Annotated in this window: 19 protein-coding genes and 4 pseudogenes; 8 read left to right on the forward strand and 15 right to left on the reverse strand. The window is 68.4% G+C overall.

Annotation, left to right across the window (positions count from 1 at the left end; all coding sequences use genetic code 11):
* Window positions 1-27 precede the first annotated feature (27 nt).
* The 8 genes from iolD to ACWBNA_RS28450 all read right to left on the reverse strand — a co-directional run bounded on the left by iolD (window position 28) and on the right by ACWBNA_RS28450 (window position 8,681).
* Window positions 28-1,911 (reverse strand): 3D-(3,5/4)-trihydroxycyclohexane-1,2-dione acylhydrolase (decyclizing), encoded by a 1,884-nt coding sequence (iolD, locus tag ACWBNA_RS28415; RefSeq protein ID WP_482707350.1) that lies wholly within the window; start codon window positions 1,909-1,911, stop codon window positions 28-30.
* Complete coding sequence (gene iolB, locus ACWBNA_RS28420) at window positions 1,908-2,822, reverse strand: 5-deoxy-glucuronate isomerase (protein WP_482707351.1); 915 nt, start codon at window positions 2,820-2,822, stop codon at window positions 1,908-1,910. The genes iolD and iolB overlap by 4 nt, the downstream gene beginning before the upstream one ends.
* The gene (locus tag ACWBNA_RS28425) at window positions 2,819-3,691 is read right to left on the reverse strand and encodes a Cgl0159 family (beta/alpha)8-fold protein (RefSeq protein ID WP_482707352.1); all 873 of its coding nucleotides are present in this window, start codon (window positions 3,689-3,691) and stop codon (window positions 2,819-2,821) included. The genes iolB and ACWBNA_RS28425 overlap by 4 nt, the downstream gene beginning before the upstream one ends.
* Before the next feature lie 4 nt (window positions 3,692-3,695).
* Window positions 3,696-4,664 (reverse strand): 5-dehydro-2-deoxygluconokinase, encoded by a 969-nt coding sequence (gene iolC, locus ACWBNA_RS28430; protein WP_482707353.1) that lies wholly within the window; start codon window positions 4,662-4,664, stop codon window positions 3,696-3,698.
* A 77-nt stretch (window positions 4,665-4,741) separates the two neighbouring features.
* Window positions 4,742-5,599 carry a sugar phosphate isomerase/epimerase family protein gene (locus ACWBNA_RS28435; RefSeq protein ID WP_482707354.1) on the reverse strand — a complete coding sequence of 286 codons (858 nt, stop codon included), beginning with the start codon at window positions 5,597-5,599 and terminating at the stop codon, window positions 4,742-4,744.
* A gap of 72 nt (window positions 5,600-5,671) precedes the next feature.
* Window positions 5,672-6,577, reverse strand: a complete 906-nt coding sequence (locus ACWBNA_RS28440; protein ID WP_482707355.1) for an ATP-binding cassette domain-containing protein — start codon at window positions 6,575-6,577, stop codon at window positions 5,672-5,674.
* Window positions 6,578-6,585: 8 nt separating this feature from the next.
* Complete coding sequence (locus ACWBNA_RS28445) at window positions 6,586-7,662, reverse strand: ABC transporter permease (protein ID WP_482707376.1); 1,077 nt, start codon at window positions 7,660-7,662, stop codon at window positions 6,586-6,588.
* Entirely contained in the window at window positions 7,662-8,681 is a 1,020-nt protein-coding gene (locus tag ACWBNA_RS28450) for a substrate-binding domain-containing protein (protein ID WP_482707356.1), read from the reverse strand. The genes ACWBNA_RS28445 and ACWBNA_RS28450 overlap by 1 nt, the downstream gene beginning before the upstream one ends.
* Before the next feature lie 273 nt (window positions 8,682-8,954).
* On the opposite strand from ACWBNA_RS28450, the gene ACWBNA_RS28455 reads away from it, so the two are divergent.
* Window positions 8,955-9,986 carry a LacI family DNA-binding transcriptional regulator gene (locus ACWBNA_RS28455; RefSeq protein ID WP_482707357.1) on the forward strand — a complete coding sequence of 344 codons (1,032 nt, stop codon included), beginning with the start codon at window positions 8,955-8,957 and terminating at the stop codon, window positions 9,984-9,986.
* Between the two features lie 417 nt (window positions 9,987-10,403).
* On the opposite strand, the gene ACWBNA_RS28460 is transcribed toward ACWBNA_RS28455, so the two are convergent.
* Window positions 10,404-10,559 (reverse strand): hypothetical protein, encoded by a 156-nt coding sequence (locus tag ACWBNA_RS28460; RefSeq protein WP_482707358.1) that lies wholly within the window; start codon window positions 10,557-10,559, stop codon window positions 10,404-10,406.
* A 137-nt stretch (window positions 10,560-10,696) separates the two neighbouring features.
* On the opposite strand from ACWBNA_RS28460, the pseudogene ACWBNA_RS28465 reads away from it, so the two are divergent.
* A pseudogene (locus ACWBNA_RS28465) lies at window positions 10,697-10,916 on the forward strand (hypothetical protein); the annotation flags it as partial.
* Between the two features lie 57 nt (window positions 10,917-10,973).
* Here ACWBNA_RS28465 and ACWBNA_RS28470 read toward each other — a convergent pair.
* The 5 genes and pseudogenes from ACWBNA_RS28470 to ACWBNA_RS28490 all read right to left on the reverse strand — a co-directional run.
* Window positions 10,974-12,536 (reverse strand): long-chain-fatty-acid--CoA ligase, encoded by a 1,563-nt coding sequence (locus ACWBNA_RS28470; RefSeq protein ID WP_482707359.1) that lies wholly within the window; start codon window positions 12,534-12,536, stop codon window positions 10,974-10,976.
* A 49-nt stretch (window positions 12,537-12,585) separates the two neighbouring features.
* A complete protein-coding gene (locus tag ACWBNA_RS28475; RefSeq protein WP_482707360.1) occupies window positions 12,586-13,443 on the reverse strand; it encodes an SDR family NAD(P)-dependent oxidoreductase in 858 nt (285 codons plus the stop codon).
* Window positions 13,436-14,284, reverse strand: coding sequence for an alpha/beta fold hydrolase (locus ACWBNA_RS28480; RefSeq protein ID WP_482707361.1), 849 nt, complete (start codon window positions 14,282-14,284; stop codon window positions 13,436-13,438). Before ACWBNA_RS28480 ends, ACWBNA_RS28475 begins: the two co-directional genes overlap by 8 nt.
* A gap of 301 nt (window positions 14,285-14,585) precedes the next feature.
* A pseudogene (locus tag ACWBNA_RS28485) lies at window positions 14,586-14,843 on the reverse strand (IS5/IS1182 family transposase); the annotation flags it as partial.
* 116 nt (window positions 14,844-14,959) lie between these two features.
* Window positions 14,960-15,151 (reverse strand): annotated as a pseudogene (locus tag ACWBNA_RS28490) (IS256 family transposase); the annotation flags it as partial.
* Window positions 15,152-15,256: 105 nt separating this feature from the next.
* Between ACWBNA_RS28490 and ACWBNA_RS28495 the strand changes: the two are divergent.
* The 3 genes and pseudogenes from ACWBNA_RS28495 to ACWBNA_RS28505 all read left to right on the forward strand — a co-directional run.
* Window positions 15,257-15,664 (forward strand): annotated as a pseudogene (locus ACWBNA_RS28495) (aldehyde dehydrogenase family protein); the annotation flags it as partial.
* Between the two features lie 221 nt (window positions 15,665-15,885).
* On the forward strand, window positions 15,886-16,350 hold the full coding sequence (locus ACWBNA_RS28500; protein WP_482707377.1) for an aldehyde dehydrogenase family protein: 465 nt from the start codon (window positions 15,886-15,888) through the stop codon (window positions 16,348-16,350).
* A 103-nt stretch (window positions 16,351-16,453) separates the two neighbouring features.
* On the forward strand, window positions 16,454-17,038 hold the full coding sequence (locus ACWBNA_RS28505; RefSeq protein ID WP_482707378.1) for an SDR family NAD(P)-dependent oxidoreductase: 585 nt from the start codon (window positions 16,454-16,456) through the stop codon (window positions 17,036-17,038).
* Between the two features lie 120 nt (window positions 17,039-17,158).
* Here the strand turns inward: ACWBNA_RS28505 and ACWBNA_RS28510 are convergent, their stop codons facing one another.
* Window positions 17,159-17,281, reverse strand: a complete 123-nt coding sequence (locus ACWBNA_RS28510; RefSeq protein ID WP_482707362.1) for a hypothetical protein — start codon at window positions 17,279-17,281, stop codon at window positions 17,159-17,161.
* Between the two features lie 464 nt (window positions 17,282-17,745).
* On the opposite strand from ACWBNA_RS28510, the gene ACWBNA_RS28515 reads away from it, so the two are divergent.
* The 3 genes from ACWBNA_RS28515 to ACWBNA_RS28525 form a co-directional block, all read left to right on the forward strand.
* Window positions 17,746-18,357: a TetR/AcrR family transcriptional regulator gene (locus ACWBNA_RS28515; protein WP_482707363.1), complete on the forward strand. Its 612-nt coding sequence runs from the start codon at window positions 17,746-17,748 to the stop codon at window positions 18,355-18,357.
* Window positions 18,354-18,764, forward strand: a complete 411-nt coding sequence (locus ACWBNA_RS28520) for a DUF6069 family protein (RefSeq protein ID WP_482707364.1) — start codon at window positions 18,354-18,356, stop codon at window positions 18,762-18,764. The genes ACWBNA_RS28515 and ACWBNA_RS28520 overlap by 4 nt, the downstream gene beginning before the upstream one ends.
* Before the next feature lie 935 nt (window positions 18,765-19,699).
* On the forward strand, window positions 19,700-19,823 hold a 124-nt coding region (locus tag ACWBNA_RS28525; protein ID WP_482707379.1), incomplete at its 3' end, for an SDR family NAD(P)-dependent oxidoreductase.

Genomic DNA, 19,823 nt, shown 5'->3' on the forward strand with positions numbered 1-19,823 from the left:
TGCGGGTTTCCTTCAGGGACGAGGGTGTTACAGGTAGTGGCGCTGGGCCTGCTTGTGGGCGGCGTACGTGTCGTAGGCGGTGCGCGTGGTGTCGAGGGCGGAGGTCTGGCTGACCGGGACGTCCCACCAGCCGTGGCCGGGCGGGTTGGGCCCGTACAGGTCGGTCTCCACGTGCACGACGGTGGTGCGGGTGGCGGCCTTGGCCTTCTCCATCGCCGCCCGGAACTCCTCCACCGACGTGGCGTGCAGGACGTCCGCGCCGAGGGAGGAGGCGTTCGCAGCGAGGTCGACGGGGAGTACGTCACCGTCGAGCTGTCCCGTATCCCCGTTGCGGAAGCGGTACTTGGTGCCGAAGCGCTGTGAGCCGAGCGCCTCGGAGAGGGCGCCTATGGAGGCGAAGCCGTGGTTCTGGACGAGGACGATGATGACTTTCAGGCCCTCGGAGACCATGGTCACGATTTCCTGAGCCATCATCAGGTACGAGCCGTCGCCGACGAGGACGACGACCTCGCGCGACGGGTCGGCCGTCTTCGCGCCGACGCCGGCGGCGATCTCGTAGCCCATGCAGGAGTAGGCGTACTCGACGTGATAGGCCTTCGGGTCGCGGGCCCGCCACAGTTGCTGCAGATCACCGGGCATCGATCCCGCCGCGTTGATCACCACGGCCCGGTCGTCGAGGACGTCGTTGAGGGCGCCCAGGATCTGTGTCTGGGCGGGCAGGTCACCGGTGTTGCGGCCGGGCGCGAAGCACTCGTCCTCGATCTCCCTGGTCCGTGCGATCAGTTGACGGGTCCGCCGCCGATACGACGGCTCCACCTCCCAGTCCGTGAGCGCTCCGGCGAGGGCCTGGAGGCCGAGCCGCGCGTCGGCGACCAGCGGTTCGGCGGAGTGCTTGACGGCGTCCAGGCGGGCGACGTTGAGGTTGACGAAGGTGATATCTGGGTTACCGAAGACGGTGTGGCTGGCGGTCGTGAAGTCGGAGTAGCGGGTGCCGATGCCCACAATGACATCGGCCTCGCGAGCCAGCTCGTTGGCCGCGTAGGAGCCGGTGGAGCCGATGCCTCCGACCGCGCAGGGGTGGTCCCAGGGGACGGCGCCCTTGCCGGCGTGGGTGTCGGCGACCGGGATGCCGGTGGCTTCGGCGAAGGCTCGCAGTTCGGTCTCGGCGCCGGAGTACACGGCGCCCCCGCCTGCGACGATCAGCGGCTTCTTCGCGTTCCGCAGCAGCGCCGCGGAACGCTCGATCGCGGCCGGCTCCGGTACCGGGCGGCCCACATGCCACACCCGGCGCCGGAAGAAGGCGACCGGCCAGTCGTACGCCTCCGCCTGCACGTCCTGCGGAAGCGCGAGGGTGACGGCGCCGGTCTCGACCGGATCGGTGAGGACCCGCATGGCCGCAAGCGCGGCCGGGACGAGCTGTTCGGGACGCGAGATGCGGTCGAAGTACTTCGATACGGGCCGGAAGGCGTCGTTGACGGTGACATCCCCGCCGCGGGTGTCCTCCAGCTGCTGCAGCACCGGGTCGGCGGCGCACGTGGCGAACATGTCGGACGGCAGCAGCAGGACGGGCAGGCGGTTGGTGGTGGCGAGCGCCGCACCCGTGATCATGTTCGTCGAGCCGGGCCCGGTCGACGCCGTGCAGGCGAAGGTCGCCAGCCGGTCGCGCATCTTCGCGTAGGCCACCGCGGCGTGGACCATGCCCTGCTCGTTGCGGGCCAGGTAGTAGGGCAGGTCGGCCTCGTGGGTGGTGGCGGCCTGGAGCAGGGCCTGCCCGATGCCGGCGACGTTGCCGTGCCCGAAGATGCCCCACACGCCGGGGATCAGGCGCTGTTCCTGGCCGTCGCGCTCGCTGTACTGGTTGGCGAGGAAGCGCACCAGGGCCTGCGCGGTGGTGAGACGGACGGTGTTCATTGCGCGTTGAGCCCTTCGAAGGGAAGCCGGTCGTCGATGTCCTGGGACTCCCAGGTCGTCCGCACCCAGCCGTGCGCGGGGTCGTCGCAGATCAGCCAGGCGCGGTCCTGGCCGGGGCCTGCCATGACGTTGAGGTAGTAGAGGTCGTAGCCGGGCGCGGCGACGGAGGGCCCGTGCCAGCCGTGCGGGATCAGCACCGTGTCCCCGGAGCGGACCTCGGCGAGCACGTCGATCGGCCGTTCCTCGGTGCCGTAGACCCTCCCCCACGCTCGGCTTCGCTCGCGCGGGGGCACCCCCAGGTAGCCGAAGCCGTTCTCGCCCGCGACCTCGAAGTAGTAGATCTCCTCCAGCTCCGATTCGACGCCCGGGCGGGCTTGGTCGTGTTTGTGCGGCGGGTAGGAGGACCAGTTGCCGCCGGGCGTGAGCACCTCACACACCAGCAGCTGCTCGGCGTCGAAGGTGCCGGGCAGGCAGTAGTTGTTCACCTGGCGCGAGCAGGCGCCGGCGCCGCGCAGTTCGACGGGCACGTCTTCCTTGCGCCCGTACCGAGCTGAGTGACCTCCCTGCTCGGTACGGGCGGAGGGCAGCGCGAACCTTCCACCGTTTGCGCTGCTGATCAGGGCCTCCGACGCGCGCGGCAAGTACGCGAAGTCGGTGACCGAGGCGAACACGCCCGCCCGGCCCGCGAGTTGGAAGGTCTTGGCGTCCGTGGTGACGGTGCCGGAGCCCGCCAGCGGCAGGACCAGGAACTCGCAGTCATGAGTGGACAGGGCGTGCGCCTCCCCCGGTCCCAGAGTCAGGATCCTGAGGCCGGAGTATCCCCAGCCCGCCGACTCGGGCGTGACCAGGAGGTCGTAGGGGCCGTCGGCCGAAGTCCCCCTGGGCAGGTGGTATTTACTCCTCCCGGTCACAGCAGGCTCACCGCCTTGTCCACCGCGCCGGCGACGTCGCCGCCCGCGGGATAGAGGAGAGAGCGGCCCACGACCAGGCCCTGCGCGGTGGGCTGTCTCAGCGCCTTGCCCCAGGAGGCGAAGGCCGCCTCGGCATCCTTGACCTCGCCGCCGAGCAGAAGGGCGGGCAGGGTGGAGGACGCCAGGACACGTTCCATGTCGTCCACGACGGGCAGCTTCAGCCATGTGTAGGCGGTACGACGGCCCAACCCCGAGGCGATGCTGACCGACTTGATCACGGCGTCGGTGGAGAGGTCGTTGCTGATCCTCCCGTCCTGCCAACCCGACAGGAACGGCTCCACCAGCGCGACGAGCTGACGATCGTTGAGCTCGTCGACGGCGCGTGCGGTGTTCTGCAGAACGGACGGGGTCGCCGGGTCGTCGAGGGCGATACGGGTGAGCATCTTGCCGCCGTCGAAGCCCATCGCGGCGATCGTGGCGGCGTCATAGCCGGTGAACCGGTCGTCGATCTCGAACACCGACCCGGCAAGACCGGCACGGTTCATCGAGCCGAAGACGCTCTTGCCGTCCAGGACGCCGAGCAGCAGCAGGTCCTCCAGGATGTCGGCGGTGGCCAGCACACCGGTCACGCCGGGCCGCTCCAGGGCGACGCACAGACGGTCCAGCAGCTCGAAGCGGTCGGCCATGGCGCTGGGGTCGCCCCCGACGCCGTTGGCGCCACGCGCCGGATGGTCAGCGGCGATGATCATGGCTTTGCCGTGCTCGCCGAGCAGCGAAGACGCTTTCACACGGCGTGCGGCTGCCGCGGCGATGGCGCCGGGGTCGCCCACCCGGGCGGACACGATCCGGCTCAGGTTGTCGGACAGCACGTCGTCACGCCTCTCGTTCGGTGGGAGCGGGGGTTGCCTCGCGGAGCCTGGTGTCGACCTCGGCCTCGGTCGGCATGGCGTCGGAGCAGGACAGCCGGCCCGCGACGATGGCACCGGCCGCGTTGGCGAAGGCCACCGTGCGGCGCGTGTCCCAGCCGGAGAGCAGGCCGTGGCAGAGCGCGCCGCCGAAGGCGTCACCGGCGCCGAGCCCGTTGACCACATCCACCGGAACCGGCGGGATCTCGGCGACCGACCCGTCCCGGTCCATGGCGAGCACACCCTTGGGCCCCTGCTTCACCACGGCCAGCTCCACCCCGGCAGCCAGCAGCGCCTTGGCGGCCGCGTGAGGCTCGCGCTCACCGGTGGCGACCTCGCACTCGTCGAGGTTGCCGACCGCCACCGTGGTGTGCCGCAGCGCCTCGGCGTAGTACGCGCATGCCAGGGACGGATCCGCCCAGAACATCGGCCGCCAGTCCAGGTCGAAGACCGTCGTGCTCACCTTCGCCCGGTGCGCCAGCGCGGCCAGCGTGGCCGAACGGCTCGGCTCCTCGCTGAGTCCCGTACCGGTCACCCAGAAGATACGCGCCTCCCGCACCGCGCCCAGGTTCAGCTCACCGGCTTCGATGTCCAGGTCGGGCGCCTTCGGCAGCCGGTAGAAGTACAGCGGGAAGTCGTCCGGCGGGAAGATCTCGCAGAACGTCACCGGCGTCGGCGCGATGTCCGACGTACCCACGAACCGGGCGTCGACGCCGTACCCCTCCAGCGCCTGCCGGACGAAGTCCCCGAACGGGTCCCGGCCGGTCTTGGTGATCACGGCGGCGGAGTGGCCGTACCGGGCGGCGGCCACGGCCACGTTCGTCGGGCTGCCGCCCAGGTACTTGCCGAACGAGGTCACCTCCGCCAGCCCCACGCCCGTCTGGAGCGGATACACGTCCACTCCCACCCGGCCCATGGTCAGCACGTCGAACGGCATTTCTCTGGTTTCCCTTCGTTCCGGAGACTCCGGTGATGATCGAGTTCAAGCGCTTCAGACCGCTGGGCCGCGACCCGTCACGACCAGGTGGTCAGGTACTCGTCGATCTTTTTGCGCATGAACACCGAGGACTCCTTGGCGCGTTCTTCCCAGGCGAACACGCAGGCGGTCAGCGTGCCGTCGAAGCCGTTCGCGCGCAGCTCACGGAAGAGTTCGTCGAAGTCCACCTCGCCCTGCCCCATATCGAGGTGCTGGTGGATACGGGCCGCTGTGCCGGGCGGGTTCAGGATGTAACGGTTGCCCGAGGACGCCGTGTGGTCGAGGGCGTCGGCCAGGTGGACGTGGGTGAGCAGGTCGCCCGCGTACTTGATGATGCCGGGGGCGTCGTCGCCGATGTGGAAGGTGTGCGGGGCGCAGTAGAGGAAGGTGACAGCGGGGTTGTTGATGCCCCGGATCAGGTTGATCGCGTCGTAGCCGTTCTCGATGAAGTCGTCCGGGTGCGGCTCCAGCGCCAGCTTGACGCCCTCGCGCTCGAACACCGGCAGCAGCTCGTCCAGCGACTTCCAGAACTGCGCCTCACTGCGGTCAGGGTCCTCCGGGCGCCCGTTGAACTCCGAGATCATGCTGTCCACGCCGAGATCGGCGGCGATCTGGATCGAGCGCTTCCAGTACCGTACGGCGGCCTGCCGGGCGTCCTCGTCCGGTCCGGACCAGCGGAACAGCGGCAGCAGCGAGGTGATGCCGACACCCGCCGCGTCCAGTGCCTTACGGAACCTCCGCACCGTCGCGTCGTCCACGCGCGGATGGCGGAAGAAGGGGATGAAGTCCTCACGGGGAGACAGCTCGATCCACTCGTAGCCCAACTCGGCCACCACGGACGGCAGTTCGAGGAGGGGTACGTGACGGATCATGTACGGGTCGAGGGCGATCTTCATGGGGAAATGCCTTCGGATCAGGGTGACGGGGCGGAGTGTCGCTGTCGCCGTACGCGTGCGGCGACGCCGTTGTCAGGGAGGTGAGACCTCGGGCGGGGCCGCCAGGGGTGCGGTGAGGTCTTCCGCTTCCGGGAGTTCCTCGACGTCGAGGCCGCGGACCTGGGACAACTCGTGCTTGAGTGCGGCGAGTTCGGTGCCGCCGGCCATGTGGTTGGTGAGCTCCTCGAGCGTGATCTGGCTGCGCTCGGCGGAGAGTTCCATGGTGCCCAGGCGCAGGACGCTGAAGTGGTCGCCCACCATGTAGGCGTGGTGCGGGTTGTGGGTGATGAAGATGACGCCCAGGCCGCGGTCGCGGGCGGCGGCGATGTACTTCAGCACCACACCGGACTGCTTGACGCCGAGAGCGGCGGTGGGCTCGTCGAGGATGAGGACGCGGGCGCCGAAGTAGACGGCGCGGGCGATGGCGACGCACTGGCGCTGGCCGCCGGAGAGGGTGCCGATGGGCTGTTCCAGGTTGTCCAGGACGATGCCCATGTTGCGCAGTTCTTCGTCGGCGGTCTTCTTCATCTTCTCGATGTCGAGACGGCGCACGGGCCAGGGACCGCGGGTCATCTCGGAGCCGAGGAAGAAGTTGCGCCACACCGGCATCAGCGGGACGGTCGCCAGATCCTGGTAGACGGTGGCGATGCCCCTGCCCAGCGCGTCACGCGGGGTGGAGAAGCGCACCGGTTCGCCGTCGACGAGGAACTCGCCCTCGGTGTGCTGGTGCAGCCCCGAGATGATCTTGATGAGGGTGGACTTGCCGGCGCCGTTGTCGCCGAGTACGCACGTCACCTGGCCCGGGTGGACGCCCAGGCTCACCCCGTGCAGGGCGCGGATGTTGCCGTAAGACTTGCCCGCGGCCTTCAGCTCGACGACGGGGGCGTCGTCCTGGGCTTTCGTGTCCTTGGTGAGGGTGTTGTCGTGGGTCGTCGTCATGGGGTGGGTCACCTCCGGGTCGCCGCGCGGCTGACCCACAGATTGATGAGGGTGGCGCCGAGGAGCATCACGCCGAGGAAGGCCTTGAACCAGTCGGGGTTCCAGCCGGCGTAGACGATGCCCTGCTGGACCATGCCGAACATGAAGGCGCCGAAGACGGGGCCGATCGCCGAGCCGTAGCCGCCGGTCAGCAGACACCCGCCGATGACCGCCGCGGCGATGTAGATGAGCTCCTGGCCCACGCCCTCGCCGGACTGGACGGTGTTGAAGGAGAACAGCTGGTGCATCCCGACGAACCAGGCACCGAAACCGACCAGCATGAACAGCGAGATCTTGGTGAAGGTCACGGGCACACCGACGGCCCGCGCGGACTCCTTGTTGCCGCCCACCGCGAAGATCCAGTTGCCGTACTTGGTACGCAGCAGCACCCAGGTCGCCAACGCCGCGAAGACCAGCCACCACACGACGGTGATCTTGACCTGGACACCGCCCACCGCGAAGGACGAGGCGAAGAGCTCCCGGGCCTGATGGAAGCCGTCCATGTCGCTGATGTCGTCGCTGGCCACGTTGCCGGTGATCAGCTTGGTGACCGCGAGGTTGGCGCCCTGGAGGATCAGGAAGGTGCCCAACGTGACCAGGAAGCTCGGCAGGCCGGTCCTCACCAGCAGCCAGCCGTTGAAGAAGCCGACCGCCAGGGACACGACCAGCGCGGCGATCACACCGACCCAGACGTTCGTGGTCAGCTGGAAACTGAGCATGGCCGCGGTGAGCGCCGAGGTGATCACCGCGACACCGGCCGAGAGGTCGAACTCGCCGCCGATCATCAGCAGCGCCACCGGCAGCGCCATGATCCCGATGGTGGAGGACTGGTACAGGATGTTCGCCATCGAGTCGCCGTCGCGCACCGGCGGAGCGGCCACCAGGAAGAACACCCACACCGCGAGGGCGCCGAGGAAGACGCCTATCTCGGGGCGGGCCAACAGGCGTACGGCCAGCGGACGTTCAGCGGTCCGGCCGTCGGTCTGCTTCGGGCCGGAGGCCGGCGGTGTGGTCACCGCCGGCGCAGCCTGTCGGGTCACGCTGATCACCGGGTTCCCTTGGCGGCGAACTCGGCGACGGCGTCGACGTTGGACTTGTCGACGAAGGCCGGGCCGGTCAGCACGGGCTGCTGGCCGCCGCCGCTGAAGTTGCCGTTGGTCTTGTAGAGCCAGAGGGAGTCGACCGCCAGGTAGCCCTGCAGGAAGGGCTGCTGGTCGACCGCGAACTGGATGGTGTCCTTCTCGATGGCGGACACCAGGGCCTTGTTCAGGTCGAAGGTCGCGACCTTCGCCTTGCCGCCCGACTCGGACACCGACTGCGTGGCGGTCAGCGCGATCGGCGCGCCGAGGGTGACGACCTCGTCGATCGAGGAGTCCTGCTTCAGCTTGGCCGTGATGGTCGACTTCACCGACGGCATGTCCGTGCCGTTGACGTAGAGGATGTCCGTCTTGCCGCTGAAGGTCTTCTTCACTCCGTCGCAGCGCTCTTGGAGGTTGACGTCGCCCTGGGCCTGGATCACGCACAGGGCGTGCTTGGCGCCGGTGCCGTTGAGTTTGGAGCCGAGGGCCTCGCCGGAGACGGACTCGTCCTGGCCGAAGAACGACAGCAGGCCCTGCTGCTTCCAGACGCTCAGGCCCGCGTTGAGGCCGACAACGGGGATGCCGGCCTTCTCGGCCGCGGCGACGACAGCCTTCAGTGCGTCGGGCTTGGCGAGGGTTACCGCGATGCCGTCGACCTTCTGGTCGATCGCGTTCTGCACCAGGTTGGCCTGGTCGCCGGCGTTCTCGTCGTTGGAGTAGATCAGCTTGATGTTGTCCTTCGCCGCGGCGGCTTCGGCGCCCTTGCGGATGGTGTCCCAGAAGGTGTCGCCGGAGGGCGCGTGGGTGATCATCGCGATCGTCATGCGCGGTGTGGAGGCCTTGCCGGCGGAGACGCCGGCCTCGCTCTCCTCGGCCTTCTTCCCGCCCGAGCTGCTGGAACAGCCCGCGAGGGTCAGGGCGGCCGCGGCGGCCACCGCTACTGCGGGGACGAGTCTGCGGGAGCGGGGAAGCGGTGTGCGGGTCATGGGCGTGCACCTCACTGTGCATGGTGGGACAGGGGGTTCGCGGATTTCGGGTGGGCCGCTGGAGAGGAGTGGCGATCAATGCCTCGGGAGCAGGTGATGGAGCGAGGAGGCCATGTCCAGGTGCCGAGGCCGTTGTAAGGCCTCGTTGTCGCTGACCGAGGCCCTTTAGGACATCAGGACAATTTAAAGCGCTTTAAGTCCTGGTACTATCAGCCTTGTTTCGTGATCGTGTCAAGGGTGTTGCACGAGGAGATTTGCCGCGCGGAGGTACAAGTGGACGACAGTGGTTCCCTGCGTCACCGCAACGGCGGGCACAAGCGTCCGCGGTTGGAGGACGTGGCCGCGCGGGTGGGTGTGTCCACGGCGTCGGTGTCCCTGGTACTGCGCGGCGTGCCCGGCCCCAGCGAGCGGACCCGGCAGCGTGTCCTCAAGGCGGCTGCCGACCTCGGTTACCAGGTGGACCGCACCGCCAGCACCCTGGCCAGCAGACGCAGCCGGCTGCTCGGTGTCATGGTCGACATCCGCAGCCCGTTCCATGCCGAACTGGTCGAGCACCTGCACACCGCGGCCGAGGAGGTCGGCTACGACCTCGTCCTGAGCACTCTCACCCGCACGCGCGACGAACAGACCGCGGTGGAGACACTGCTGGCTTTCCGCAGCGAGGCACTGATCCTGCTCGGCCCGACCTCGCCCGCCGACATCCTCGCCGCTCTCGACAACAAGGCCCCCGTCATCGCCGTCGGCCGCCGTATCGCCGACACCGCCCTGGACGTCGTACGGACCGCGGACGACGACGGCGTGGGGCAGATCGTCGACCATCTCGTCGGTCTCGGCCACCAGGAGATCGTCTACGTCGACGGCGGCAAGGGTGTCATCGCCACCGACCGGCGCCGCGGCTACCGCACCGCCATGCGCCGCCACGGCCTGGGCGAGCACATCCGGATTCTCACCGGAGACCAGACCGAGGCTGCCGGCGAGCACGCCGCCCGCCACCTCCTCGGTGTCCCTTACCTGCCCACCGCGGTCGTCGCGTTCAACGACCAGTCCGCCATCGGTGTGCTGGCCGCCCTGACCCGTGCCGGCGTCGCCGTCCCGGGCCAGGTATCCGTCGTCGGCTACGACGATGACACGCTCTCCCGGCTGAGCTGCTTCAACCTGACCACGGTCAGCCAAGGCGCCCAGGAACAGGCCCGGCACGCGGTGACCGCCGCGGTCGAGCGCCTCGACCAGGACCGCACCGAACCCCGCGAGGTGGTCCTCACCGCACGCCTCGTCCTGCGCGGCACCACGGCCGAACCTGCGTGACACGGGGAATCGGAGTGGGCGTTCGACGACCCATAACGGGAGCACCCGATGACCATCACTCCCGCTCCCCCGATCGCGGAACCGGACCCCTCCGCCCTGACACCTGCCCCGGCGGACTATTCGGCCCGGATTTGCGTTGCACGGGTCGTGCATTTCCGGGGCGGGGGGAGAGCCCAGATCCCTGAAGGTCCATGATGTACGCGTCGTAGCCCTTGGCTGCCAGGGCCTGCGCCCAGCTGTAGCTGGTGTCCGGGCTCGGGGAGCTGCCCTGCGCAGGGCGCACAAGTAAGGAAGCGGTGGGCCGGCATTGCCGGTCAGAGGCACTTCCCGCTTACCCGGCCGCCTGCCCGGACAGCCCGCTTCATGAAAGCGCGAGGCCCAACAGGTGCTTCTCAGGTCGTTGCCCCTGAAGGCTGGTCACCCAAGGCGCTTGAGCAGGAGCCCGAGCGTGTCGTCGGCTGAGTTCATTCGGGCGATCTCCTGGGCCACCGTCGCGGCGCCGTCGGCCACTGCCTGATCGGCCAGCACCTGCGCGACCGCGTCGCCGACCTGGTTCGCGGCATCGACGAGCACGGCCGCCCCGCCGCGGCGGCCCGCGCGGCATTGACGGGCTTGTCCAGGCCCATCGGGAACAGGACCATCGGCCGGGCAGCGCTCAGCGCGGACAGCACACTGCCCGCTCCCGCGGAGGAGATCACGACGTCCACTCCCTGAGCCACGCCTGCTGGGATCCCGACGAGATCCGCGACGACCTTCAGGCATACGTCGCCGAGAGACTCGAACGGGATCGACCAAGGGGCGCAAAACAGTTACGGGGATCCGGCAGGGGTGCTGATCGTCGACGACACCGGGTTCATCAAGAAGGGCACGGCCTCGCGGGTCAGGACGCCCCAGGACCAGGGTCTCCCGTATTCCGAGCCCGCCGGCCGAAGCCGGCCCGTCGGTGAAGGGGCACCGGGCGACCGCGGCACACAGTTGCGGAGCCTTCTAGGACAGTTCGCGCTTGAGGATCTTCCCGGTGGCGGTCATGGGCAGGGCGTCCACGAACTCGACGATGCGCGGGTACTTGTAGCCTGCGAATTGCTCCTTACCCCAGGCTGTCAGCTCGGCCTCAGTCGTACTGTCGCCGGCCTTCTTGACGACGACGGCCTTGATCTCTTCCCCGTGACTTAGGTGCGGAACTCCGATCACAGCGACCAAGGAGACCGCGGGGTGCTCCAGGAGCACCTCCTCGAGCTCGCGCGGGTAGACGTTGAACCCGCCGCGAATGATCATGTCCTTGGACCGGTCGACGACGAAGTAGAAGCCGTCCGCGTCCTTGCGAGCCAGATCTCCGGTGCGGAACCATCCTTGGTTGATGGTCTCCGAGGTGGCCTCGGGGCGCTTGTAGTAGCCCTTCATGATGTTGTAGCCCTTGATCGCGATCTCCCCGACCGCGCCGGGGTCGTCCTCCACATCCGACCAGTCATCGTTGATGAGCTTCATCTGGACCCCGGGGATGGGCCGGCCGATCGATCCCACACGGGGCTCCTCGCCATACGTGGCGAATGACGCGATGGCCACCGTCTCCGAGAGCCCGTAGCCCTCGAGGATCGTCACACCGAAACGTTTCTTGAACTCTTGGTGGATCTTCGCGGGAAGCGCGGAACCACCGGACACGGCGATGCGCAGGTTGGCGGCCAGTCGGGCGACGTCGACGCTGTCGTCGAGTGCCTCGAGCAGGCCCCAGTACATGGTCGGTACGCCGCCGAAGAACGTCACGTCATGGTCGCCCATGAGCTCCAGCGCCTCTCGGGCGGAGAACCTCGCTTGCAGGACGAGTGTGCCGCCGAACCCGATTGCGCCGTTCTGGATGACCATCTGGCCGAAGGCATGGAAGAGCGGAAGGACGCACAGGTAGACGTCGGGTGTCGCGGGGTCCGACTCGAAGAGCCGGACACCGGCTCTGGCGATGTCGTACACGTTCCGGTGTCTGAGTTCTGCACCCTTGGGCTGCCCGGTGGTCCCGGACGTGTAGAGGATGACCGCAGTGTCGTCGTCGGCGCGCTCGACCGTCTCGAACGTCTCTGGCTGCCCGGCGACAGCGGCAGCATAGATCTGGTCCGGGGTGACGCCGTCCACAGATGCGCCGCTGCCGATGAGGAAGAAGTGCGCGGCCCGATCGGCGTCCTGAAAGGCCGACCATGCCTCACGCCCGATCGGGAGCTCTGGACTGCCTTCGAAGGCGAAGTACGCCGTCGCGTCGGAGTCGTTGAGGTGGTAGGCGATCTCACGCGCCTTGAGGAGCACGTTCAACGGCACGACTACCGCGCCGGCCTTGAGGATCCCGAAGTAGATCGTCGTGAACTGCGGGATGTTCGTGCAGGACAGGGCGACCTTCTCGCCAGGGCGAACGCCGCGCTCGACCAGCAGGTTCGCTACCCGGTTCGACGCCGCGTCGAGTTCCGCGTAGGAGATCCGATCGCCACCGGAGACGATCGCCGTGCGCGCCGGGTATCCCGACGCGGTGTGGGTCAGTAGGCCGGACACGTTCCGGGTCGAACTCGTCATCAATGACTCCTGGTCTGTGCGTAGTCGGGGCACCGCGTTTTTCCTGACATCAGGTGGTCAGGAAGTCCTCGCCCTCCCGCGCGTCGAGGCGGCCGAGGATGCTCTGGACGGTGCGATCCCGCGCCAGGGTGGAGTCCATCCGCGGTGCGATGATGCCGCGGACCTTCGAGACCACGGTCCATCTGCGCGGACGAAACACCTGCACATCCCGGCGACACAAGCCCTCGACGACGGCTTGCGCCGCTTGCTCGGGGCTGATGCGCTTGCGCAGGAACCTCGGTTGGGTGCCGAGCAGTGCCTGGGCTACTGGATCCTCGTCGAGGCCCTGCCGGGTCATGTCTGTGTTGATCACGGCGAAGTACGCGGTCGTGACGCTGACGCCATGAGCGGCGAGCTCGACCCGCAGTCCACGGCCAAGCTGCTCGACCGCTGCCTTGCTCATCGCGTACGGGATGGCACCGGACCCGTTGACGAACGCGAACACCGACGAGATCAGTACGATTCGACCACGGTTGTCGATGAGGCCCGGAAGGGCAGCACGGACCGTGTTGAGCGCACCCCCGACGTTCACGTCGAAGAGTCGATCGACCAGCGCAGTCGAAGCCGCCCGGAGGGTCGCGCCCCGCCCGAGTACACCTGCGTTCGCGATCACGATGTCCAGGCGGCCGGCGTCCCTGACGACGGTCTCGACCGCTCGGGTCATGTCGCCGAGGTCCGTCACATCGGCGACCAGGTAGGTGACCCGCTCGTCGATCGCCTCGCCGCCAGCCGGGCGGTGCAGATCGATCACGAAGACCCGAGCACCGGCGGCAGTCAGGGACCGCACGGTCGCAGCGCCCAGGCCCCGGCCGCCGCCGGTGACGAGGGCGACCTTTCCGGCTATCGAGCCGTCGGACCTGTCAGTCACGGAGGAACTCCAGAACGTGGGGGACGAACTCCAGGTGGTGCTGGAATACGCCGCCGTGCCCGGAGTTCGGATAGATCTTCAGCTGGGCGTTCGGGATGCGGCGGGCCATGTCGGCCGAGTTGCTGCTCGCGACCATGAGGTCGTGATCACCGTTTGCGACGAAGACCGGCTGGGTGATCACCGACAGGTCGTCGGGTTCGTGCAGTCCGGCCGCGCGGATGGCCTTCAGCTGCGCGCGTCGAGCCTGCAGGGAGATTTTTTCGTCGCGATTCTGAGTGCGTTCCTTGAGTCGGGTGAGGTAGTCCTTCGCGGCCCGCTTGCCCTCGGCGTCGCGCGGGAAGAACAGGAACGTCCTGGCGTCTTTCAGGGTGAGCGCGGACTTGACGTATGCGCTGACCGCGACCTTGTTGATCTCCTTGATGCCGCCGCCTCCGCGGGGACCGGTCCCGGCCAGAATGATCCGGCGCACGAGCTCGGGGGCCTGCAGGGCCACCATCTGTGCGACTCCGCCGCCGAGCGAGAACCCGAGGAGATCGACCTCCTCGAGTCCCATCGCACGGATGAAGGCGACGGCGTCGCGGCCCATCTCCTCGAGGTCGGGCGGCACGGATCCTCCGGATGCGCCGACCCCTCGGTTGTCGAACGTGATCACCCGGCGGCGGGCAGCTATGCCGTCGATGATCCTCGGGTCCCAGTCATCAAGGACAGCCATCAGGTGGTGCAGGAACACCACCGGAACCCCACCGGTCGGACCGAGTTCGCGGTAGGCGAACGGCACCCCTCCGACGTCGATCGTGCGGGTGGGTACGTCGATCCACTTCATGCTCTTTGTCGTCTTCATCTGACCTCACCGGATACGGCGCGAGGACCGCGGCTCCGTGCAGTTATATTACGATCAGTCTTCTTACGGTTGTAATACATACACGCGAGAGCGGGGCAGGGGCAAGGGCTCTGCACCCACTGAGTGGGGGTCGTCACCGAAGGCTCCGGTCCGATCAACCATCGCGAAGACGTCTCGACCTTGCGCTCTCTTCCAGACGAATTCACCCGGCGCGAGTCGACACCAGCCCGAGCGGACCTATGCAAAAGACGCCGACGGTAGGTGCATCTCTGCGAGATCTCACCGAACCCGGGGCGGTTCAGCTCTTCATGATCCGCGAGTCGGGGTCGGTGAAGTTGGCCTGGGCCTCTTGGCCGGGCCTGGGCGGCGGCTTTCCTGCCGGCAGCGATGACGGCCTGCTCGTCGCTGTTGCCGGCGCGGTCCTGGCGGCGGCGTTCTTGTCCTCGGCAGGCCTGCGGGCTTTGCGGGCGGCCTCGAACTCGATTTTTGCGCGGGCGGCCTGCAGTTGGGCGCGGCACTTTTCGCGGCGGTCGAGCTCGGCGGGCAGGTCCGTACCGCGCGGCCAGGGACGAAGGCGGACAGGTAACGCTTCTACACGGGCGGCGACGCCCCCGGATTCTTCGGCTTCATCCCGCAGGCCTTCCTTGCCCCGTTCCCCGGCATCCGGGTCAACACGGAGTTGCCGCCGTTCTTGCCTACCAGATCATGCCGGTCATAGCCGAAGTGGTCGATGACCTCGCCCTCCAGAGCCGACTCCAGGAGCCGCTTCGTCAGTTGCTGCAGCAGACCCTCGCCGGTCAACTGCCGTCCTTCCGCCTGAGCGCGGCCCACCAACTCCTCGATCAGCTGGTCATCCACCACCTGCACCGCATGCGGGGCAGCTACCTCTGCACTCTCGTCCCCAGCGAGGCGTTACTCGCCATCAGCGCATCCCCCATGTGCGCGCTGATCACCCCGTGGAACTTCCCCCTCATGATCGCGAGTTGGAAGATCGCACCGGCCCTCGCCTGCGGGAACACCGTGATCGTCAAACCCGCGGAACAGACCCCGATGACCACGGTGCGGCTCGTCGAGTTGTGCCGGACAGCCGGTGTGCCGGACGGCGTCATCAACCTGCTGACCGGCGGCCCCGAGGCCGGCCGGGCCCTGGTCGAGCACCCCGGCGTGGACAAGGTCTCCTTCACCGGTTCGACCGAGACCGGCAAGGACATCGTCCGGGCCTCCGCGGGCAACCTCAAGCGGGTCTCGCTCGAACTCGGCGGCAAGGCACCGAGCCTCGTCCTGCCCGGCGCCGACCTGGACGCGGCCGTGACGGGCTGCCTTCAGGGCGCGCTCCTCAACAGCGGCCAGGTGTGCGCCGCCTACACCCGGTTCCTCGTCCACCGCTCCCTCGCCGACGAGTTCGCCGAACGCTGTGCCAAGGCCGTCAGCGGGATGCGACTCGGCGCGGGCAGCGCGCCCGACACCGAACTCGGCCCCCTGGTCACCGGCGAACACCGTGACCACGTCCACGCACTCGTGCGCAGCGGGGTCGAGGAAGGCGCCCAACTGCTCGCCGGCGGGTCCCNGCGGGCAGCGCGCCCGACACCGGACTCGGACCTCTGGTCACCGGCGAACACCGTGAACACGTCCACGCACTGGTGCGCAGCGGGGTCGAGGAAGGCGCCCAGCTGCTCGCCGGCGGGTCCCCCGTCGACGACCTGCCGGGCTTCTTCTACCAGCCGACCGTGTTCACGGGCGTGCGTGACGACATGCGCATCGCCCGCGAGGAGATCTTCGGCCCCGTGCTGTCCGTCCTGCCATACGACGACGAGGACGAGGCCGTCGCCCGCGCCAACGACACCGAGTACGGCCTGGCGGCGGCCGTATGGACCCGCGACGTGGGTGCGGCGCACCGCGTGGCGGGCTCCATCCGCGCGGGCACGGTGTTCATCAACATGCCCAACCCCGTGGACGCCTCCGCCCCCTGGGGCGGGTTCAAGGCCAGCGGCTGGGGCCGGGAGATGGGCAGCGGAGCCATCGATGCGTACACGGAGGTCAAGAGCGTGTGGACCTCACTCGCCTGAGGTGCCCGCCCATCGCGGACAGGCAGCNCGGGTTCAAGGCCAGCGGCTGGGGCCGGGAGATGGGCAGCGGAGCCATCGATGCGTACACGGAGGTCAAGAGCGTGTGGACCTCACTCGCCTGAGGTGCCCGCCCATCGCGGACAGGCAGCCCCCGCCGGCGCTGATCGACGACGTGGTCGCGCACTTCGGCGGCCTGGACATCCTCGTCAACAACTCGGCGATCTCGATGGCTGGCACGGTGGACGACCCGGATGCCGACATCGCCGCACTGGACCGGATGCACGCCACCAACTACCTCGGCGTGATCGCCGTCATCCGTGCCGCCTCCCGAGTGCTGCGCACGGGCGGCCGCATCGTCACGGTGAGTTCCGGACTGGGCTCCCGGGTCGGTGCCCCCGGCCTTGCCGACTACTCGGCGACCAAGTCCGGGATCGAGAGGTACACCATGGGCGTCCCACGCGACCTCGGGCCCCGGGACATCACGGCCAACGTCGTGGAGGCCGGACTGATGGAGGGCGGCATGCAACCGCCGGACCCCGAAACCCTCAAGGCCCTGGTCAGCTCGCTGTCCCTGCAACGCATGGGGCACCCCGGCGAAATCGCCGCGGCGATCGCCTTCCTGGCGAGCCCTGCCGCGTCGTACGTCACGGGCGCGGTGCTGGACGCCCACGGCGGCTACAACGCCTGAACCCGAACCCCTGCCGCGCGCCCCGAAGGACACCGCGCCTTCGGGGCGGGCATCGCCGACGACCCGCGACAAGGCGTACGACTCGAAGACTGTGCGCGGTGAACTGCGACGCCGCTGCATTCAGGCGCTGATCTCCCACAAGGGCTCCCCGAACATCAAGGGCCTGGGCAAGCTCCGCCAGTCGCCGAACAGATCGCCCCGCTCCACCAGTTCAAACGCCTCGCGGTCCGCTGGGAGCGACATACCGAACTCCACGACGCCTTCATCCCGTCGGCTTGCAGCTTCGTCTGCTGCACTCGCCTCAAGAAGACCGGATCGTGATCGCGTCACGAGCTCCAAGGAGAGCGGCTCCTGACGAACGATCTTCTCCGCGGACTGCCGCCCACGACCAGGGTGAGTCCGCCGAGTACGGGTCACAACAGCCCTTCGACCCGCGCCTTCAAGTTGGCGGAGGCTCACTGCACCTCGCGCGTCGTATCAATGCACGACGGTGCGTCTCTCTCGTCCATGACCTGCTCCCCCGCTTCCAGCCCTATCAGCAGATCCACGGAGTACCGGAACTGTTCCAACTCGCGGCCGCCAATACTCCAGCCATGGTTGTGGATCTTGGTGGGCCGCCAACGACAAGCGGCCGGGTCCAGGAAAGTCGAGCGGAGTGAGTACTCACTCATTGACGGAGTGAGTACTCACTCCGTACCCTCGGAGTCATGACAGCACCTGAGGAGAACCAGACCACCCGCCGCCGCGCCCCCGGCATGTCGCCGGAGCAGCGGCGCGCGATGATCATCCAGACCGCGATCCCGCTGATCGCCGAGTACGGCGCCGCAGTGACGACTGCGAAGATCGCCCGCGCCGCAGGCATCGGCGAGGGAACGATCTTCCGGGTCTTCGCCGACAAGGACGAGCTGCTGCAGGCCTGCATGGCCGAGGCGCTCTCCCCCGAGCACGCGGTCCGCGAACTCGACGCGATCGACGTATCCCAGCCGCTGCCCGACCGGCTCGCGGAGGCGGCCGAGGCGCTGCAGGCGCACCTGTCCAGGATGGGTGCGATCGCCGGCTCGCTGGGGCATCGCGGCGGCAAGCACCCCGGCACGGTGCGCGGCGCGGGCCGCACCGAGTCGACGACCCGTATCCGCTCGGCCCTCGCGGAGCTCCTGGAGCCCGACAAGGCCGCCCTGCGCCGACCGCCGGAGCAGATCGCGGCCCTCTTCTTCGGGCTGCTCTTCACCCAGCCGCGTACGGAGGACGAGCCCGACCTGACCTCGCAGGAGCTGGTGGAGGTCTTCCTGCACGGCGCGCTCTCACAGGGCGCCAAGTGAGCCCGCGGAGAAGGCGCCTGGGGGCTACGACCCTGGCCGTCCTGGCCCCCGTCCTGGTGTGGCTGGTCGCGAACCCACTGCTGGGGCACCGGCTGCGGATCGCCGGCGGCGAGCAGACGCTCGACATCGGCGCCGTGCCCGTGGGCGTCGTCGCACTGCTCGCGTCGCTCTCCGGCTGGGGACTGCTGGCCGCCCTGGAGCGGTTCGGGGCGCGGCGCGCCCGCGCCATCTGGACCGGGGTGGCCGGCACCGTACTGGCCGCTTCCTTCCTGCCGTTCATCGGCGACGGCATGGACAGCGGCACCCGGGTCTCCCTCGCTCTGATGCACCTGGCGGTGGCGGCAGTGCTGGTTCCGGGGCTGGGCGGCAGGCCGCCCGTGGCGGGAGCCGACGCCGCCAAGAATTGACGCCGGCACCAAGTACGCCTGCGACAGCACCAGATGGAGGCGGCCCTGCCAGAGAGTCGCGCGGCCGGGGATGACCGTCCCCCGCGATCCCGCCCGCGGCCGGTTTCCGGGACTCCCCACCGCGTGATTGATCGCTCCGGCTGCTCCGTCGAGGCGTCTCCGTTGGGCAGGAACAAGCCTGCCTGATCAGGGTCGGGCTTCTGCAGCCCCACAGGGCGGCAACCGTGACGATCAGCATGTCTGCACCGGACGGGACTTACGGTCAGCTGCGCCCTTCGTACTCGCCCTGGATCATGCGGCGGAGTCCAAGTGGGACGACTACCGGGCGCTCGTGGGCTGGTGGTCCGGCGGCCGCGTACTGATCCGTTGCCGCTCGGGCGGTGATCTGGGCATTTTCCCGAGTCGTCGCGCAGCCACTGACTTGCCGGACGACCCCGCGCCGGGGCACTGGGTCGCGGGGGAGAACGGCCGCGGCTTGTAGAAACGCTGTTGAAAATCCAGCCCTGCGCATCTTCGACGAGGGGCACAAGGGCGATTGGACCGTTCGGCTCGCTGCGTCAGCTCGTGGGGGCTACGTGCGCTGTGTCGCGGGGCCTGTCATGACAGGCCGCCCCTTGTTTCCTGGCGGTAGGGGTCTCTTGCGATGCACGCAGGACCGGAGCTCGGGGTTCGCCGACGCGGCAGCCAGGAGGACATGTAGGTAGAAAAATCAGCAAAGCGGGCCAAAAAGAGACCATGCACAGAAGCTCAGCCGGCGGTTCCGGCTCATCGTCCGCCCGTGATCTTTCCCGTACCGCACCCACGTTTGCCGGATCCTCCTCAAATCGCCGGACGTGACCACTTGCCATCGACCGGCGATCACTTTATGGTCGTACGAACATAAGACATACGACCGTAAGACATACGGACGTATGTCAAAACCAAGGGAGCTCGTGATGGCGGCAACTCGGCCGGTGGCACTCGTGACAGGTGCCTCGTCAGGGATCGGCAAGGAGACGGCCCGCGCCTTCGCCGCGGCGGGCTTCGAGGTGATCGGCACCGCTCGCAACACCGCGCGGG

The sequence above is a fragment of the Streptomyces sp. Q2 genome (assembly GCF_056820935.1).

What these genes read in the sequence shown, in the direction of transcription:
- iolD (WP_482707350.1), bottom strand. Translation starts at nt 1,911, where the DNA reads ATGAACACCGTCCGTCTCACCACCGCGCAGGCCCTGGTGCGCTTCCTC.
- iolC (WP_482707353.1), bottom strand. Translation starts at nt 4,664, where the DNA reads ATGCCGTTCGACGTGCTGACCATGGGCCGGGTGGGAGTGGACGTGTAT.
- ACWBNA_RS28435 (WP_482707354.1), bottom strand. Translation starts at nt 5,599, where the DNA reads ATGAAGATCGCCCTCGACCCGTACATGATCCGTCACGTACCCCTCCTC.
- ACWBNA_RS28440 (WP_482707355.1), bottom strand. Translation starts at nt 6,577, where the DNA reads ATGACGACGACCCACGACAACACCCTCACCAAGGACACGAAAGCCCAG.
- ACWBNA_RS28450 (WP_482707356.1), bottom strand. Translation starts at nt 8,681, where the DNA reads ATGACCCGCACACCGCTTCCCCGCTCCCGCAGACTCGTCCCCGCAGTA.
- ACWBNA_RS28470 (WP_482707359.1), bottom strand. Translation starts at nt 12,536, where the DNA reads ATGACGAGTTCGACCCGGAACGTGTCCGGCCTACTGACCCACACCGCG.
- ACWBNA_RS28480 (WP_482707361.1), bottom strand. Translation starts at nt 14,284, where the DNA reads ATGAAGACGACAAAGAGCATGAAGTGGATCGACGTACCCACCCGCACG.
- ACWBNA_RS28510 (WP_482707362.1), bottom strand. Translation starts at nt 17,281, where the DNA reads ATGTCGCTCCCAGCGGACCGCGAGGCGTTTGAACTGGTGGAGCGGGGC.
- ACWBNA_RS28515 (WP_482707363.1), top strand. Translation starts at nt 17,746, where the DNA reads ATGACAGCACCTGAGGAGAACCAGACCACCCGCCGCCGCGCCCCCGGC.